Origin of the sequence: Vagococcus salmoninarum (assembly GCF_003987495.1) — a bacterium.
Lineage (GTDB): Bacteria > Bacillota > Bacilli > Lactobacillales > Vagococcaceae > Vagococcus_D > Vagococcus_D salmoninarum.
Map to the genome: position 1 here is coordinate 48,130 of NZ_NGJU01000005.1, position 15,225 is coordinate 63,354.

The following is a 15,225-nucleotide window of genomic DNA, read 5'->3' on the forward strand; positions in this document are numbered from 1 at the left end:
AGGAAGTGACACTAATGACAATTAACGAATTTATTACTTATTTAGAATCATTAATGACAGCTAAGGATGCTTTTTACGTAAAGTTTACTGAAAATGAAGAAACTAAAAATATGGAACGCTCACCAGCTAAACGTTGGAATGAAACAATCATTGAACGAGCAGTCGATAAACATTGGCTTGAGTTTATGAGCCACATCTACGACCAAGTTGCCACTAAAGTTAAAGTCACTACTCCTGCTAATCAAGGTTGGCTTGATTTTATTAACAGTGGCGAGTTTATCAACTCTTTAGATCAGTCGATTCATGAGATGGAAATTGAAGAAGATTAATAAACAAAACACTGTGATTGATTTCGTTTAAAGAAATCACTCACAGTGTTTTTATTTGATTTTTAATTATTTATGAATATTTTTTTGAAGGACTTTGCGACACTTGTTTCATTAGCCAATCAAGAAATCCTATTTTAAATATTTAAACAAAAAAGAACGTTGTGGCAAGCCACAACGTTCTTTTTGACAAAACTGCTGACTATTCGCCGGCGTTTTCGTCTTTGATTCCGTATTTTTTGTTGAAACGATCCACACGGCCGTCTGCTTGTGTAAATTTTTGACGTCCAGTATAGAATGGGTGAGAATCAGAACTGATTTCCACACGGATTAATGGGTATGTGTTACCATCTTCCCATTCAACAGTTTCAGAAGTTGTTTTAGTTGAACCTGACAAAAATTTGAATCCTGTCGTAGAGTCCATGAAGACAACTGGTTGGTAATTTGGGTGAATATTTTCTCTCATGTTTGTTTCTCTCCTTTGCCCTGAAACATTTGCTGATCCAGAGTTGATTTGCTTTTTACAACATTACTATATTATCACATTATAAGTCTTCTGACAATCATCTTTTCGGATTTCTTTGGCTAGATTTGCTGCCAAAAGAGACATCTTTAAAGGCTTCAAATAATTGTTTGTTATTATCAGTTCGTCGTAAGAAATTTAATAGTTGTTCAGTGTACTCTAAAGAGTCACCTTTCATGTTGCGACGAAGCTTCCAAATATCTTCTAACTGGCTACTTGTCATTAAGAGTTCTTCTTTTCGTGTCCCTGATTTTTTCACATCAATCGCTGGGAAAATTCGGCGTTCTGATAATTCACGAGATAAGTGCAATTCCATATTGCCGGTACCTTTAAACTCTTCAAAAATCACGTCGTCCATGCGACTGCCTGTATCGACTAAAGCCGTAGCTAGGATTGTTAAACTGCCACCTTCTTCGATATTCCGAGCCGCTCCGAAAAAGCGTTTCGGTTTATAAAAAGCCGCTGGATCAATCCCGCCACTTAAAGTTCGACCACTTGGGGGAATCACTAAGTTATAGGCTCGGGCTAACCTAGTCAAACTATCCATTAAAATCACAACATCACGTTTGTCTTCCACGAGGCGCATCGCGCGCTCTAAAACAAGTTCAGCTACTCGCGTATGGTTTTGTGGTTGCAAATCAAAGGTCGAAGAAACCACATCGGCTTTGACACTCCGTTCAATATCTGTCACTTCTTCTGGTCGTTCATCAATTAGCAAAACAATCAACTCGACTTCAGGATGATTTTCAGTAATCCCATTGGCAATTTCTTTTAAAATTGTCGTTTTGCCAGCTTTCGGCGGCGCTACAATTAAGCCCCGTTGACCAAAACCAACAGGTGAAAAAATATCAATCATGCGAGTACTTAAACGACCTTTAGTTGTCGCTAAGTTTAATTGACGGCCTGGATAAAGAGCAGTCATCCCAGGGAAATGAGGCCGTTCTTTCGCTTCTTCAGGATTTTTACCATTGACTGTTTCCACATGCATTAAGCCGTAATAACGCTCAGACTCTTTTGGTGGTCGAGCTTTGCCCCCGACTTTGTCACCGTTTCGTAAACCAAAACGCCGAATTTGTGACGAGGATATATAAATATCTTCTTGACTAGCTGAATAGTTAATCGGTCTTAAGAAACCATAGCCTTCGTTAGCGATAATATCTAAAACGCCTTCCATAATAAAGAACCCTTGTTTTTCCGCTTGGGCTCTAATTACAGCTAAAGACAATTCTTTTTTATTCATTTGGCTATAATAAGGGATTTTAAAATTTTTAGCATAGGTATAAATCTCTTTCAAGGTACTATTTTCAAGTTCCCCCATGGTTAAATAATCTTTCATACGTCCTCCTTTGCTAGCATCCATCGTTACTCTTCGATCATCTTTATATCAGCTCCAAGAACTGTTAATTTTTCAATAATTGAGTCATAACCGCGTAAAATATATTCCACATTAGAAATTTTAGTCGTGCCTTCTGCCATTAAACCAGCAATCACTAAACAAGCACCTGCTCGTAAGTCACTAGCAACGACTTCAGCTCCTTGTAATTTGTTAGGACCTTCTAAAATAATCATATTGCCTTCGATTGACGCCTTAGCGCCCATACGAGCCAATTCAGGAATATGGTTCACTCGTTTTTGATAAATTGTATCGGTAACGACACTTTGGCCTTTGGCTTTTAATAATAAAGGCGTTAGTGGCTGTTGGAGGTCTGTTGCAAAACCTGGATAAGGATAAGTTTTAACATCTGCTCCGACAATCTCTTGGGCGGGATGAACATAAACTGAATCTTCGCCAATGTCTAATTTGACACCAATTTCTTCAAGTTTAGAAATAAAACTTTCAATGTGTTCATGAATCACATTTTTGACTAAGATGCCATTACCAGCTGCAGCGGCTAAAGAAATATACGTCCCCGCTTCAATTCTGTCAGGAATAATCGAATGACGACACCCATGAAGCTTCTTAACTCCGTCAATCCGAATTTCATCAGTACCAGCGCCACGAATTTTAGCTCCCATATTGTTTAACAAGGTAGCTACATCGATGATTTCTGGTTCTCTAGCAGCATTTTCAATCACGGTCCGGCCTTCCGCTTTAACAGCCGCTAACATGACGTTAATCGTTGCCCCAATCGAAACCATATCCATAAAAATTCGTGTGCCTTTTAAGCCCTTTTCAGTGGCGTTTAAATAAGTCGCTCCATGTTCTGTTTTAACTTCAGCTCCTAAAGCTTCAAAACCTTTCATGTGCAGATCAATCGGTCTTGGGCCTAAGAAACAGCCCCCAGGAAGACCGACAACCCCTTCGCCGAATTTACCTAATAAGGCTCCCATAAAGTAGTACGAGGCTCTCAAACTGTTGATTTTGCCACTTGGCATTGGTACAGAGACCATCTCTGTTGGGTCAATCACCATTTTATTATCACCAAAGGTTACTTTAACGCCCATAATTTCTAAAATTTCTTTTAATGAATGGACATCGTTAATATCTGGTACGCCTTCTAAAGTTACTGGTGAGTCAGCTAAAATCGCAGCGGGAATTAAAGCTACTGCACTATTTTTGGCTCCGTTGATTGTTACTTCACCAGTCAGCGGGTTACCACCGTTAATTACAAATTTTTTCATAAATACTTTCACTCATTCCTTAAAAAAGCCACGACATTGTAGCTTATACTATTTATTAAATACTTGTCTATTGAACTAATTTTAATCTTCATTATTCTACCACAGTTTTAGGGATATAAAAAGGATTCCTCCTGTTTTTAATGAACGGCTGCTAATATATCAGTCTACTTCTATTAAAAGATGAGTTTCTGAAACGCTGTGTTTCACTCAAGAAAAACCAATCTAAATCTATGTAAATGGTTACATTATGGAATTAATAAGCTTATGATAGAAATGTAAAGTAACTAGTAAAGGAGAGATACATTATGTTTCATCACAAATTAGAGCCCTTCCCAAAAGAGTTTCTGTGGGGTTCCGCATCTGCTGCTTATCAAGTCGAAGGTGCTTGGGATGCCGATGGTAAAGGGGAATCAGTCTGGGATAATTACGTCAAGATTCCTGGTACAACTTTTAAAAATAGTAATGGAAACGTGGCTGTTGATCATTATCACCGGTATCAAGAAGATGTGGCTTTAATGGCTGAACAAGGCTTAAAAGCTTACCGCTTTTCAATTGCCTGGTCACGAATTTTACCAAATGGTAAAGGTGAGGTTAATCAGCAAGGCTTAGCTTTCTACAATGATTTAATTAACGAACTACTAAAGTACGGAATTGAACCAATTGTCACAATCTACCATTGGGATTTACCACAAGCCCTTCAAGACGAATACAAAGGTTGGGAATCTCGTGAAATCATTCAAGACTTCACTAATTACGCTCGGATTTTGTTTGACGCTTTTTCTGACCGAGTTAAACACTGGGTTTCATTAAACGAGCAAAATGTGTTCATCATGCACGGATACATGATGGGGTCCCATCCCCCAGCTGTTCAAGATCCTAAACGAATGTACGCTGCGAACCATATCGCTAATTTAGCCAACGCTTCCGTTATTCAAGCCTTTCGAGCTGGTAGTTACCCTGGGAAAATTGGCCCAAGTTTCGCCTATAGCCCAACTTATCCAATCGATGCTCATCCTTTAAATGTCCTTGCCCACGAAAACATGAGTGATTTTTCAGCTCACTTTTGGATGGATGTTTACGTTTATGGGCGCTACCCTGCTACGATGTTAAAAAATCTAGCAAAAATGGGTGTTCTACCTGAGATTAAACCAGAAGATTACACCTTATTAAAAGCTGGCACACCTGATTTTATGGGCTTGAATTATTATCAATCAATGACTGTCGCTAGTAACCCTTTAGATGGCGTTGGCATGACTGGTGAAGCTAACTACTCTGGTGAAAAAGGCACAACCAAAGAAATGGGTATGCCTGGTATTTTCAAAATGGTTGAAAATCCTTACTTGGAAAAAACGAACTGGGATTGGACGATCGACCATGAAGGCTTAAGAGTTTGTTTACGTCGCATTGCTAGTCGCTACGACTTACCGATTTTAATTACTGAAAATGGCTTAGGTGAATTTGATACTTTAGAAGCTGACGGGACTATTCATGACCAACAACGAATTGATTATATCAATAATCATTGTGTAGCAATTCAAGAAGCAATCAGTGATGGTGTCGATGTGATTGGTTACTGTACTTGGAGTTTCACTGATTTACTTAGCTGGTTAAACGGTTATCAAAAACGTTATGGTTTCGTTTACGTTGATCGTGACGAAACAGATCCGAAAGAGTTAACTCGGTACAAAAAAGATAGTTTTTATTGGTATCAAGACGTCATTAAGACAAATGGCCAGTCACTAAAAAAATAAAGTTATAAGGAGAGAATAAATAATGGAAGCATTAGAAAAGTTTTTAAATAAATTTTTAGGTCCTGTAGCAAATTGGATGAGTCAAAGCAAATTCTTTAGCGCTTTATCAGAAGCTTTTATGCGAACTACCCCAGTAACACTTGGTGCTGCAATTTTAATGATTATTGGTAATTTCCCAATCCCTGCCTGGGTTGCTTGGGTTGAAAGTTCTGGTATGAAAGTTCACTTTGATTCAGTCATTGGGGCGACAATGAATGCCATCTCAATCTTCATCGTTTTTAACTTCGCTTATGTCTATGCTCGTAATGAAAAACAAAACCCCTTATCTTCAGGGTTACTAGCAATTGCCAGTTTCTTTATTTTAATGCCTCAACAAATTGCGATTCCAACATTGGAAACTGCTGTTGAAACATTTCCAGGTCAAGCTGTCGTTACAGCTATGGAAAACAAAGAAGCTTTCGATACATTCTTCACTGGTGGAACTGGTTTAATGGTTGCTATCTTTGTTGGGTGGTTAACTGCTTGGTTGTTCGTCTTCTTAAATAAGAAAAACTTAACAGTTAAAATGCCTGATACAGTCCCAACTAATGTGGCAGAGTCATTAAGCCCATCCATTCTTTCAGGTGTCATTTTTATTGTCTTTTTCTTAATTCGTTTAGCCTTTGCCTTTACGCCATTTGGTAGTATTTTCTACTTTATTTTTGGCTTAATTCAACAACCGCTACAAGCTTTAACAAGTTCGCCAATTGCCATCATCATCATCTTTACTTTAGCAAACTTACTATGGTTCTTCGGGATTCACCCGAATATGGTTTACGGTGTTGTAATGCCAATGTTAATGGCTAATGGCGTGGCTAATATGAACGCCTTTAGAAATGGTGAACCTTTACCTTTCTTATTAATGGGTGTCATCGCGCTTGTCTGTGGTAATGGTTTTGGTGGCCAAGGCGGAACTTACGGTTTAGTCATTGCTATGTTTACAGCAAAATCCGAGCGGTATAAATCACTAAGAAAACTAGCTGGTCCGCCGGTAATCTTCAACGTCAACGAACCTTTAGTTTTCGGAATGCCTTTAATGCTTAACCCGGTTTTCTTTATTCCAATGGCGATTGGACCAATCTTAATGGGCTCCGCTGCTTGGTTAATGGTTAATATTTTAGACTTCACAAAACTTAATCCGATGATTAGCTTACCATGGACCACGCCAGCGCCAATTGTGATGGCTCTTCAAGGTGGGTTTAAATACTTAATAATTTTCGTAGTTGTTTTCATTATTAACGTTGTTTTATGGTTCCCATTCTTCCGTATTGCTGACAAACATGCGGTGCAAGAAGAAGCTGAAGCTGCGGCAACGATGTAACAAAAGAAAAAGGTTGAGACATTTGTCTACAACCTTCTTTCTTTACTTATTAATTTTCAAACATATATAATTTTTTAACGACTTTTTCAATGAAATAAACTACTGGTAATTGTGAAGATAAGTCGGCATTATAGTAAACCCGATCGTAAGACGTTCGGTAATAAATATCCAAATCCGTTGTCTTTGATAAGGTGTTTTGTTCACGATTAGTAATGCTCACAGTATAGATTGGACTCGTTTCAAGAAGTTTAGCAATATGGACGATCTCGATTGTCTCACCAGAAACAGAAAAAATTAAACAGACTTCTTTACTGTCTAGTTCCCCTTCTTTTTTTGGTGCTAAATAAGGAAAATAAGTTGACGTTGAGGCAAAGCTTCGGTAGCCTAGAGTTGAAAATTGCCGAGCGGCATACTCCGCCATAATGCCTGAAGCACCTAGGCCAATGCAATGAATAAAATCAGCCTTTAGCAAACGCTCGACTAAACGGTCAACCTTTTCAGAAAAATCTACTGGAAAAACATCTAAGCTAAGTAACTCTTGCTGTCCTTGACTTTCTCCATGAATTTCTTTACGTTTCGCTAATTCTTGCTTAACCATGACTCGTAATTCAGGGAAACTACTAAAGCCCATCTTTTGGGTAAATCGCACGATGGTAGCTGGTGAGACATGGGTAGCATCAGCTAATTCACGGACCCGCATAAAAGCAACTTTTTCAATGTTAGTCATAATGTATTTGGCAATTTCAGAGTCTAATTCCGTCGCCGTTTTTAACTTATCCATCTCGAACATTTTTTTCATCTCCCTCTTCATCTATCTTAATAGAAATCCACATACTAGTAAAGGAGCTTATTTAAAATGACTACATATATTTGTATCGACATTGGCGGTTCAGCCGTTAAACACGCCTTAATTAATACTGCAGGAGTAATCTCAACAACTGGGGAAGTTCCAACCCCAACCTCCCTTGAAACTTTCATCGCAACGATTAAAGACATTCAAGCGATTTATCAAGACACCCAGACTAAAGGGATAGCGATTAGCATGCCAGGTCTAGTTGATTCTGATACTGGGCACGTCATTCATGGTGGGGCTTTGACCTTTATCCAAAATCTTAATATTCGTGACCTCTTACAGGAAGCCTGTCACGTCCCTGTTGAGATTGAAAACGATGGTAAATCTGCAGCTTTAGGCGAGCATTGGTTAGGCAACCTTCAAGGGGTTGAAAATGGCATTGCTTTAGTAATTGGTACTGGCATTGGTGGTGGCATTATTGTTCACAATAAACTGCTACGAGGGCATCATCTCGGGGCTGGCGAATTTTCTTACATGCGCACCAACAGTGAATCCAATGATTTTAATTACTTATTTGCCATCCAAGGCAGTTCTCAAATATTAAGTAATACTTACGCTGAAATCAAAGGGTTAAAAGAGCAAGACATGAATGGCAAACTCTTTTTTGAAGATGTTAACAATGATCTTCCCGATGCTACTAGTTTACTTAACTCTTACACCGAAAAATTAGCGAAACAATTAATGAATTTACAAACGATTTTAGATCCAGAAATCATTACAATTGGTGGCGGTATCAGCAGTCAAGAACGCTTATTCACTAGTCTCAATAAACATATTGATGAGATTGTTAGCTCTTTCCCTTTACCCTTAATCAAACCGACAGTTAAACAATCTAGCCTCGGTAACAAAGCTAATTTACTAGGTGCTTTGGCTAATTTCCAAAGTCAAGTAGGCGAGTAAAAAACGTGTTTTTCCTAAAAAAAACTATTCGTTAATATATCAGGTATAATGAACATAGACTATTAAAAGGAGTGATTTTTTATGAATAAAGGATTTAAAGATGGCTTTTTATGGGGTGGCGCAACAGCTGCTAACCAATTTGAAGGTGCTTATAATGTTGATGGTAAAGGTTTAACCATTGCTGATATTTCTCCCGGTGGCAAACAACGGATGGGCTTATTAATGTCTGGGGACTTCCCTTTAGAAGTTGATAAGACTAAATATATTTATCCTAACCACCAAGGCATTGATTTTTATTCTCGTTACAAAGAAGATATTGCCCTTTTTGCTGAGATGGGCTTTAAAACTTTCAGAATGTCAATTTCATGGGCGCGAATTTTCCCTAATGGCAATGATGCTGAACCAAATGAAGCTGGCTTAGCATTTTACGAGAACGTCATTGACGAATTACTAAAACATAACATTGAACCAACGATTACGATGTCTCACTATGAAACTCCATTAAATTTAGTAAAAGAGTACGGTGGTTGGAAAAATCGTGAACTAATCGGTTTGTTTGAAAAATACGCTCGCACCATCTTAGAGCGTTTCCATTCAAAAGTTAAGTACTGGATGACTTTTAACGAAATTAATACTGGGGTTTTTGGCTCATTCTTTACAACTGCCATGCGTGGTGCTACTCCCCAAGATAATTTCCAAGCCTTACATAACCAGTTTGTCGCTAGTTCATTAGCTACGAAAATTGCCCATGAATTAAACCCTGACTTACAAGTTGGGTGTATGAGTATTTACGCAACGATGTACGCTTATGATTCAGATCCTGCTAACGTCATGGCTATGGAAGAAAAGAGCCGCATGTTTAACTACTTCTGTAATGATGTGCAAGTCCGTGGGGAATACCCAAGTTACGCTCGACAATTCTTTGACCAACATGGGATTAAGTTGGAAATTACTGATGAAGACTTAGCTATCATTAAAGCTCATACTGTTGATTACTTATCCTTTAGTTATTATATGTCAGCCACAGTTTCAATCAAACCGGAACACCAAGATGAAAAGAGCCAAGGGAACTTCTTTGGCGGCGTTAAAAACCCCTTCTTAGAAGCTAGTGAATGGGGCTGGGAAATCGACCCTGTTGGTTTACGCTTAGCTCTGTGTAACTTATATGGCCGTTACGGAGTGCCTTTATACATCTCAGAAAATGGTCTGGGAGCAATCGACACCCCTGATGCTGATTTCACTGTTAATGACGATTATCGAATTGATTATTTACGTAAACACATTGCCGAAATGGAAAAAGCCGTTACGATTGACGGTGTCGACCTCTTCGCTTATACTCCTTGGGGCTGTATTGACTTAGTGAGCGCCTCAACTGGGGAAATGTCAAAACGTTATGGCTTTATCTACGTTGATCTCGATGATGAAGGTCATGGTACGATGAACCGTTACAAGAAAAAATCATTTGACTGGTACAAACGAGTCATTGATACTAACGGAGACAACTTAACTGATATTTAAACAAATAGACCAGAATGTGGAACACTCTCCACATTCTGGTCTTTATCTATTTTAGTCAAAAATTAATAATTGAAGGGCATTTAACGTCTTTGCTTCTTCATCGACTTGCCAGTACTTTTTATTTTTGGCATTTTCACTGAGTGTTAACGTGACTTTTTGTTCTTTTTCCACGACTTCTAATTCATTAACAGCAGCGACAATCACATCTGTTAAGTTTTTGGAGTTACTTTGAAACTCCTCATTAATTTCTAAAATACGCTCATAATCCCCTTGTTTAGATAAGTTTGCTAAGTCATCTAAGGAGGTTACCCCTTCAATTCCCGCGGCTTTAATTAAAGCCAATAATTTCTCTTGCGATTTTTTCTCAACATTAGTAGTAAATTTCTTCATGTCAAAGCCTTGGACAGTTAATTCAATCACAGCTTGTTTTTTTTCTTCTGATAAAACTGTCGCTGTAATTTCTGTTTTTTCAGCCATAATTTCAATTAAAGCTTCAACAACTTGAGCTGAGTCGCCTTTCTCAATGCCGATTGCCGCCAAATCTTTAGCGATTTCTTCTTTAACTAAGCTTTCACTCTCAGCATCTACTTGAGAGCCAAAAGCCGTTTCATACTTATCGAAGTGCTTTAAATAGACTTCCGTATTAATAAAGGCATCTGCTGCCTCTTGACTACTGACCTTTTTAGCACATCCTCCTAAAGAGATTACTAATGTCACGATTGCCGCCATCACAACTAATTTCTTTTTCATCATTTCTCTCCATTTCGACTAATATAAATTAAATATACCATAATAAAATTAAAAACTCTGGTTATTTCATAATAAAAAACAATTAGTCTTGGGATTTTAAGACTAATTGCTCAATTTTATCTAAGGCGTTCTCAATCGGTAATTTATCCACCTCTTGATAATTAAATCTAAGGGGAACTTGGTTAATTTCTGGCTTAGTCCTCATTGAACTAGCCAGTCTTTGGCGAACTCGACGACCATCTGGCAACCGTTGAATGTTGCGATTGTCATCAATAGTTTTTAGTCGATCTAACAAAGTCTGCCGATCTATATCCATTGGTCGTTTTTTTCGATAACTTTTCTCACTATTTTTTTTATTTAAGTCTGCTAGCTCTTTGCCTAACTTTAAAAATAAACTTTCCTCCACTTGTCCACCCTCTCAAAACCTATGTTTATTGAACAACAATAGATAAAAAAGAAACACTCATAAATATATTTATACAAGTGTTTCTCCCCCCTATTTCTTGATGACATCTACATGAAATAAAATATGGATTTTATTCGGATCATCGATTTGAATCACTTTTTTGCCTTTATTGTAGTAAAACGGCACATCAAACTCGTTTAAATGAGTATTTAGGGCCTCTAACGTGGCTAAATCAGTGACTTTGAAAGAGATATAATCTAAACCAAAATTATCATCGTCATGGTCCCCTAGAGTCACTTGATTAAAGGTATTCATGGCTATATGCTGATGGTAATCAGCCACAGCTAGATATCTTAAACTTGGGAAAGCTTTACTCATTAAGTTCAAACCTAACATTTTCTCATAGAAATATTGACTCTTTTCTAAATCCACAACGTTTAAGTGGACGTGGCCGACGTAAGTTCCCCCAGGTAGCTTTTCAAAAACTTCTTGGCTCTCTTTTAGTAAACTTTCAGAATCTAAACGATTTAAAATACTATCCATCGACCCTTCAGTATGGTAGTCCCACTCAGATTGAGGTTTATCACAATAAATTTTGATGCCATTGTACTCACTGTCTTTAATAAAAATCGCTTCACTATGGCCTTGATCGCTAAGACCAACAATCGGATAATTTAATTTAAGTAAATGTTGATAAATTTCACTTAAATCTTTGCGACTAGGTACTAATAAGGCTAAATGATATAAGCCATTCCGTGAGTCTTCATTTACTTTGCCAGCTTCTTGCTCAATTAGGCATAATAAGGTTTTTTTAGTTGCTTTCACTCCCATAAAGGCCATACCGTTTTCTTCTCTTAAAATATCTAAGCCCAGGACCTCTTGATAAAATTTTATCTCATTTTCTAAATCCATTACTTTTAGCGCTACCATATCAACGTAACTACCTTTTGTCAGTTTAAAACTCATCTTATTCACTTCCTCATTACAACGTTTCAACGTTGTTTTTTCTAAATTAATCGTACCACTTTTTCCACACAAATGGTACTTTTATGAATTTATTAATATAAATAACCTACTATTAATGAAAATTAAGCTAAAATTGGTTTTTGGCACCCTTTCACTCACTAATTTTTTTAAAACTTACTTGCTGATTCTTCACTTTAAGTCCCTTATTAGGGGAATGAGTCTCCCAGAGAAACACTTAACTAGCTGACTGTTGTAAAATAATAATTGCTTCCTTTCCTTAAAAATAGTATGCTCAATTAATAACTAAATTTACTAGCAATCATAAAGGAGTTTTAATTAAATGAAAAAAACACTGTCTTTTGCTTCATATATTACGATAGGCTCAATGCTTTTTGGTTTGTTCTTTGGTGCAGGTAACTTAATATTCCCTGTACAAATGGGACAATTAGCCGGCTCAAATACCCCTTTAGCTACTTTAGGCTTTATCTTAACTGGAGTCGGGCTACCTTTTCTAGGGGTCTTAGCTATTGGCTTCTCCCAAAGTAACGGCCTTTATGATTTAGCCAAACGGGTTCATCCAGCTTTTGGTCTGTTCTTTACCGTCGCTTTATACTTAACGATTGGCCCCTTTTTCGCTTTACCCCGAACAGCAACTGTTTCTTTTGAAGTTGGGATTGCGCCTTACATTAGCGAAACTTGGCAAACACTCTGCCTGCTGCTTTTTTCCTTAACATTTTTTATTTTAGCTTGGGCCTTCTCTTTGAAACCAGCTAAAATCATGACTTGGATTGGTAAAATTTTAAATCCGTTATTTTTAATTTTTCTCTCATTCTTAATTATTAAAGCTTTCAGCCAGCCTATGGGAAAGATTGCTAATCAAGTCATTAGCCCCGCATACGTTGAAAGCCCCTTAATCACCGGCTTTATTGAAGGCTATAATACGATGGACGTCTTAGCCTCATTAGCTTTTGCCATTATTGTCATCAATAGTATTAAGAGGTTAGGTGTAACTAATCCCCTAGAGATTGCTAAAGACACTCTCAAGGCTGGGACAGTGACTTTGATTTTAATGACAGTCATCTACGGCAGTTTAGCCTACATGGGAGCAACTAGTCTCAGCCGCTTACCAATTGCTGAAAACGGTGGGCTAGCCCTTAATCAAATTGCTAATTTTTATTTTGGTCCGATCGGTAGTTTACTACTAGCAATTATTGTGACTCTTGCCTGCTTAAAAACAGCGATTGGTTTAATTACTGCTTGTAGCGAAACGTTTACTGAGCTTTTCCCTTTAATTAGTTATCGTAACTTTGTCCATCTCTTTAGTCTTTTTGGCTGCTTAATTGCCAATTTAGGCTTAACTTCCATCATTAAATTTTCTCTACCTGTCTTAATGTTTTTATACCCACTATCAATTGTTTTAGTTTTCTTAGCACTGCTCTCACCTTTATTCAAACATCAACCAATTGTTTACCAAATCACGATTGGCGTGACTTTTGTTTTAAGTATTTACGAAGGCCTGAAAGCTGGTCCTAGCTGGTTACAGCAACTACCACTAATCAAACCAATCATCACCTTTCTAGACACTCTCTTGCCCTTATCTGACTTGAATATGGGGTGGGTACTGCCGGCTATCTTAGCCTTTATTGTAAGTTTTATTTTAATGATTTTTACTAAAAAAAATATTTCCCCTTCTTGGTAGTCGGGGAAATATTTTTTATTACTTATTTTTTATTACGTTTAGCAATAATTGGTAAAATTAAACCTAAGGCAACTAAGACAATCGGTGTTAAGATGTTTAAAGTAAGTTCAAAGAACCAAGCTTTTGGATCAGCAGCAAATTCTTTTTTCGGTACCATTCCTAAGAAACATGCAAAGGCTGTAAAGGCAAAACACCATAAGCCAATTAAGTAACCAATTTTATTATTTTTAACAAATTTGTAATCAGATGGGAAACGTTCTGAATACTTATTGATCCACATAAAGGCTAAGAAGACCCATAAGTAACGTAACGGCATCACAACTGAGTTTAAGTTTAATAACCAACGGTAAAGCTCAGTCATATTACCCATTCCTAATGATGGAATAATAATTAAGATACTAACTAAGACACCTGTTAAGGCATAACCATTCGTTGGTGTGCCTTTTTTATTTAATTGTGATAATTTTTCTGGAATAAAATCAGGATCAGCATCAGCTAATAAGATTTTTAGTGGTGCATCAATTGAGAAGGCTAAGGCTGAAATTTGGGCCAAAGCATTAGCGACAGCGTAAAAGATTAAGAAGACATTTCCTACGCCGTAAAAAGCGCCTAAGCGTTGGAATGCTTCATAAGCACCATTAACCATTAAATCTTCAGGAATATTATTAGCATCAAATAGCATCCCCATAGCGATTGAACCTAGTAAGGCACACAGCGCAACCATTCCGGCTAAGACAATCATGCCTTTAGGGAATTCTTTAGCTGGATTTTTTGTATTGTTAACATAAGGGGAAATTTTTTCTGCTCCACCAACAGCAAAGACTAACATTGAAATTGTTGTTAAGTAAGCAAAGTTAAATTTAGGAATATACGTTGCCACACTTGTCATGTTTGGTGTTGCCACTTGAGCTCCTGTCATAGCTGGTGCTGAGACCGCTAAAATAATAAAGAGAATGGACATCACAAACATTGCCGTTCCAGCCATATTTCCAATCATCTTCAAGGTCGTTAAGCCTTTTGAGGCAATCCACAAGAAGAATAAGAAAATTACAAGACAGATCACTGAAATAATTTTGGCATCTACGGTATTAACGAAGGAGCCATTGCCTTTAAATAACCAACTTAAAGCAACTAAAATCCCCTGTGGCTTTTGAGCTAAATAAGGAATATGGACAACCCAATACGTCCAAGCGGCGTAATAAGCCAAACGTTTCGTTGAGGTAGCTTTAATCCAAGAGGAAACTCCACCGTTAGACTCTTTAAACGTTGAACCTAATTGACCGACACTTAATGCGTAAGGCACAAAATAAAGTAACATAATTAAAACCCATGAGACAACAACGGTTAAGCCTTGTTGTGCATAGTTATTCACAACATTACCTAAGCCCCAGACTGAGACAAAAGCCATCAACGAGATGTTATACCAACGTAACTGTTTTTCATTCATTCATTTTTTCTCCTTTAAAAATAAAATAGTTTAATAAGTTCCTCTCATAGCTTACTCTTTTGTCTTTAAACGGGTCAACCACTCTTTATGCTTTTTCATGAATA

General features: G+C 37.4%; 14 protein-coding genes. 6 read left to right on the forward strand and 8 right to left on the reverse strand.

All coding sequences use genetic code 11. From position 1 onward, the window contains the following. Window positions 1-14 precede the first annotated feature (14 nt). Window positions 15-329: a hypothetical protein gene (locus CBF35_RS04395; protein WP_126778778.1), complete on the forward strand. Its 315-nt coding sequence runs from the start codon at window positions 15-17 to the stop codon at window positions 327-329. Between the two features lie 199 nt (window positions 330-528). Here the strand turns inward: CBF35_RS04395 and CBF35_RS04400 are convergent, their stop codons facing one another. The 3 genes from CBF35_RS04400 to CBF35_RS04410 all read right to left on the reverse strand — a co-directional run bounded on the left by CBF35_RS04400 (window position 529) and on the right by CBF35_RS04410 (window position 3,471). Further along, on the reverse strand, window positions 529-792 hold the full coding sequence (locus CBF35_RS04400; RefSeq protein WP_126778779.1) for a type B 50S ribosomal protein L31: 264 nt from the start codon (window positions 790-792) through the stop codon (window positions 529-531). Window positions 793-889: 97 nt separating this feature from the next. Next, on the reverse strand, window positions 890-2,185 hold the full coding sequence (gene rho / locus CBF35_RS04405) for a transcription termination factor Rho (RefSeq protein WP_126778780.1): 1,296 nt from the start codon (window positions 2,183-2,185) through the stop codon (window positions 890-892). Between the two features lie 26 nt (window positions 2,186-2,211). Continuing rightward, window positions 2,212-3,471, reverse strand: coding sequence for a UDP-N-acetylglucosamine 1-carboxyvinyltransferase (locus CBF35_RS04410; protein WP_126778781.1), 1,260 nt, complete (start codon window positions 3,469-3,471; stop codon window positions 2,212-2,214). Window positions 3,472-3,776: 305 nt separating this feature from the next. Between CBF35_RS04410 and CBF35_RS04415 the strand changes: the two genes are divergently transcribed. Both CBF35_RS04415 and CBF35_RS04420 read left to right on the forward strand, forming a co-directional pair. After that, a complete protein-coding gene (locus tag CBF35_RS04415) occupies window positions 3,777-5,222 on the forward strand; it encodes a glycoside hydrolase family 1 protein (RefSeq protein ID WP_126778782.1) in 1,446 nt (481 codons plus the stop codon). A 22-nt stretch (window positions 5,223-5,244) separates the two neighbouring features. Then, on the forward strand, window positions 5,245-6,582 hold the full coding sequence (locus tag CBF35_RS04420) for a PTS sugar transporter subunit IIC (protein ID WP_126778783.1): 1,338 nt from the start codon (window positions 5,245-5,247) through the stop codon (window positions 6,580-6,582). 49 nt (window positions 6,583-6,631) lie between these two features. Here the strand turns inward: CBF35_RS04420 and CBF35_RS04425 are convergent, their stop codons facing one another. Then, on the reverse strand, window positions 6,632-7,381 hold the full coding sequence (locus CBF35_RS04425; RefSeq protein ID WP_228025979.1) for a MurR/RpiR family transcriptional regulator: 750 nt from the start codon (window positions 7,379-7,381) through the stop codon (window positions 6,632-6,634). A gap of 57 nt (window positions 7,382-7,438) precedes the next feature. On the opposite strand from CBF35_RS04425, the gene CBF35_RS04430 reads away from it, so the two are divergent. Together CBF35_RS04430 and CBF35_RS04435 are read left to right on the forward strand one after the other, a co-directional pair. Continuing rightward, on the forward strand, window positions 7,439-8,335 hold the full coding sequence (locus CBF35_RS04430) for an ROK family protein (RefSeq protein WP_126778784.1): 897 nt from the start codon (window positions 7,439-7,441) through the stop codon (window positions 8,333-8,335). 81 nt (window positions 8,336-8,416) lie between these two features. After that, complete coding sequence (locus CBF35_RS04435; protein ID WP_126778785.1) at window positions 8,417-9,853, forward strand: glycoside hydrolase family 1 protein; 1,437 nt, start codon at window positions 8,417-8,419, stop codon at window positions 9,851-9,853. A 51-nt stretch (window positions 9,854-9,904) separates the two neighbouring features. Here CBF35_RS04435 and CBF35_RS04440 read toward each other — a convergent pair whose 3' ends face one another. The 3 genes from CBF35_RS04440 to CBF35_RS04450 all read right to left on the reverse strand — a co-directional run bounded on the left by CBF35_RS04440 (window position 9,905) and on the right by CBF35_RS04450 (window position 11,975). Next, window positions 9,905-10,603 (reverse strand): DUF5105 domain-containing protein, encoded by a 699-nt coding sequence (locus tag CBF35_RS04440; protein WP_170174711.1) that lies wholly within the window; start codon window positions 10,601-10,603, stop codon window positions 9,905-9,907. An 82-nt stretch (window positions 10,604-10,685) separates the two neighbouring features. Then, entirely contained in the window at window positions 10,686-11,009 is a 324-nt protein-coding gene (locus tag CBF35_RS04445) for a hypothetical protein (protein WP_126778787.1), read from the reverse strand. A gap of 90 nt (window positions 11,010-11,099) precedes the next feature. Beyond that, window positions 11,100-11,975, reverse strand: coding sequence for a VOC family protein (locus tag CBF35_RS04450; protein WP_126778788.1), 876 nt, complete (start codon window positions 11,973-11,975; stop codon window positions 11,100-11,102). Window positions 11,976-12,315: 340 nt separating this feature from the next. Between CBF35_RS04450 and brnQ the strand changes: the two genes are divergently transcribed. Continuing rightward, a complete protein-coding gene (brnQ, locus tag CBF35_RS04455; RefSeq protein WP_126778789.1) occupies window positions 12,316-13,674 on the forward strand; it encodes a branched-chain amino acid transport system II carrier protein in 1,359 nt (452 codons plus the stop codon). 22 nt (window positions 13,675-13,696) lie between these two features. On the opposite strand, the gene CBF35_RS04460 is transcribed toward brnQ, so the two are convergent. Then, a complete protein-coding gene (locus CBF35_RS04460) occupies window positions 13,697-15,121 on the reverse strand; it encodes an APC family permease (RefSeq protein ID WP_126778790.1) in 1,425 nt (474 codons plus the stop codon). Between the last annotated feature and the right edge of the window lie 104 nt (window positions 15,122-15,225).

Excerpts from the sequence above, each read along its gene's own strand:
- CBF35_RS04395 (WP_126778778.1), top strand. The coding sequence starts at position 15 with ATGACAATTAACGAATTTATTACTTATTTAGAATCATTAATGACAGCT.
- CBF35_RS04400 (WP_126778779.1), bottom strand. The coding sequence starts at position 792 with ATGAGAGAAAATATTCACCCAAATTACCAACCAGTTGTCTTCATGGAC.
- rho (WP_126778780.1), bottom strand. The coding sequence starts at position 2,185 with ATGAAAGATTATTTAACCATGGGGGAACTTGAAAATAGTACCTTGAAA.
- CBF35_RS04410 (WP_126778781.1), bottom strand. The coding sequence starts at position 3,471 with ATGAAAAAATTTGTAATTAACGGTGGTAACCCGCTGACTGGTGAAGTA.
- CBF35_RS04415 (WP_126778782.1), top strand. The coding sequence starts at position 3,777 with ATGTTTCATCACAAATTAGAGCCCTTCCCAAAAGAGTTTCTGTGGGGT.
- CBF35_RS04420 (WP_126778783.1), top strand. The coding sequence starts at position 5,245 with ATGGAAGCATTAGAAAAGTTTTTAAATAAATTTTTAGGTCCTGTAGCA.
- CBF35_RS04425 (WP_228025979.1), bottom strand. The coding sequence starts at position 7,381 with ATGAAAAAAATGTTCGAGATGGATAAGTTAAAAACGGCGACGGAATTA.
- CBF35_RS04430 (WP_126778784.1), top strand. The coding sequence starts at position 7,439 with ATGACTACATATATTTGTATCGACATTGGCGGTTCAGCCGTTAAACAC.
- CBF35_RS04435 (WP_126778785.1), top strand. The coding sequence starts at position 8,417 with ATGAATAAAGGATTTAAAGATGGCTTTTTATGGGGTGGCGCAACAGCT.
- CBF35_RS04440 (WP_170174711.1), bottom strand. The coding sequence starts at position 10,603 with ATGAAAAAGAAATTAGTTGTGATGGCGGCAATCGTGACATTAGTAATC.
- CBF35_RS04450 (WP_126778788.1), bottom strand. The coding sequence starts at position 11,975 with ATGAGTTTTAAACTGACAAAAGGTAGTTACGTTGATATGGTAGCGCTA.
- brnQ (WP_126778789.1), top strand. The coding sequence starts at position 12,316 with ATGAAAAAAACACTGTCTTTTGCTTCATATATTACGATAGGCTCAATG.
- CBF35_RS04460 (WP_126778790.1), bottom strand. The coding sequence starts at position 15,121 with ATGAATGAAAAACAGTTACGTTGGTATAACATCTCGTTGATGGCTTTT.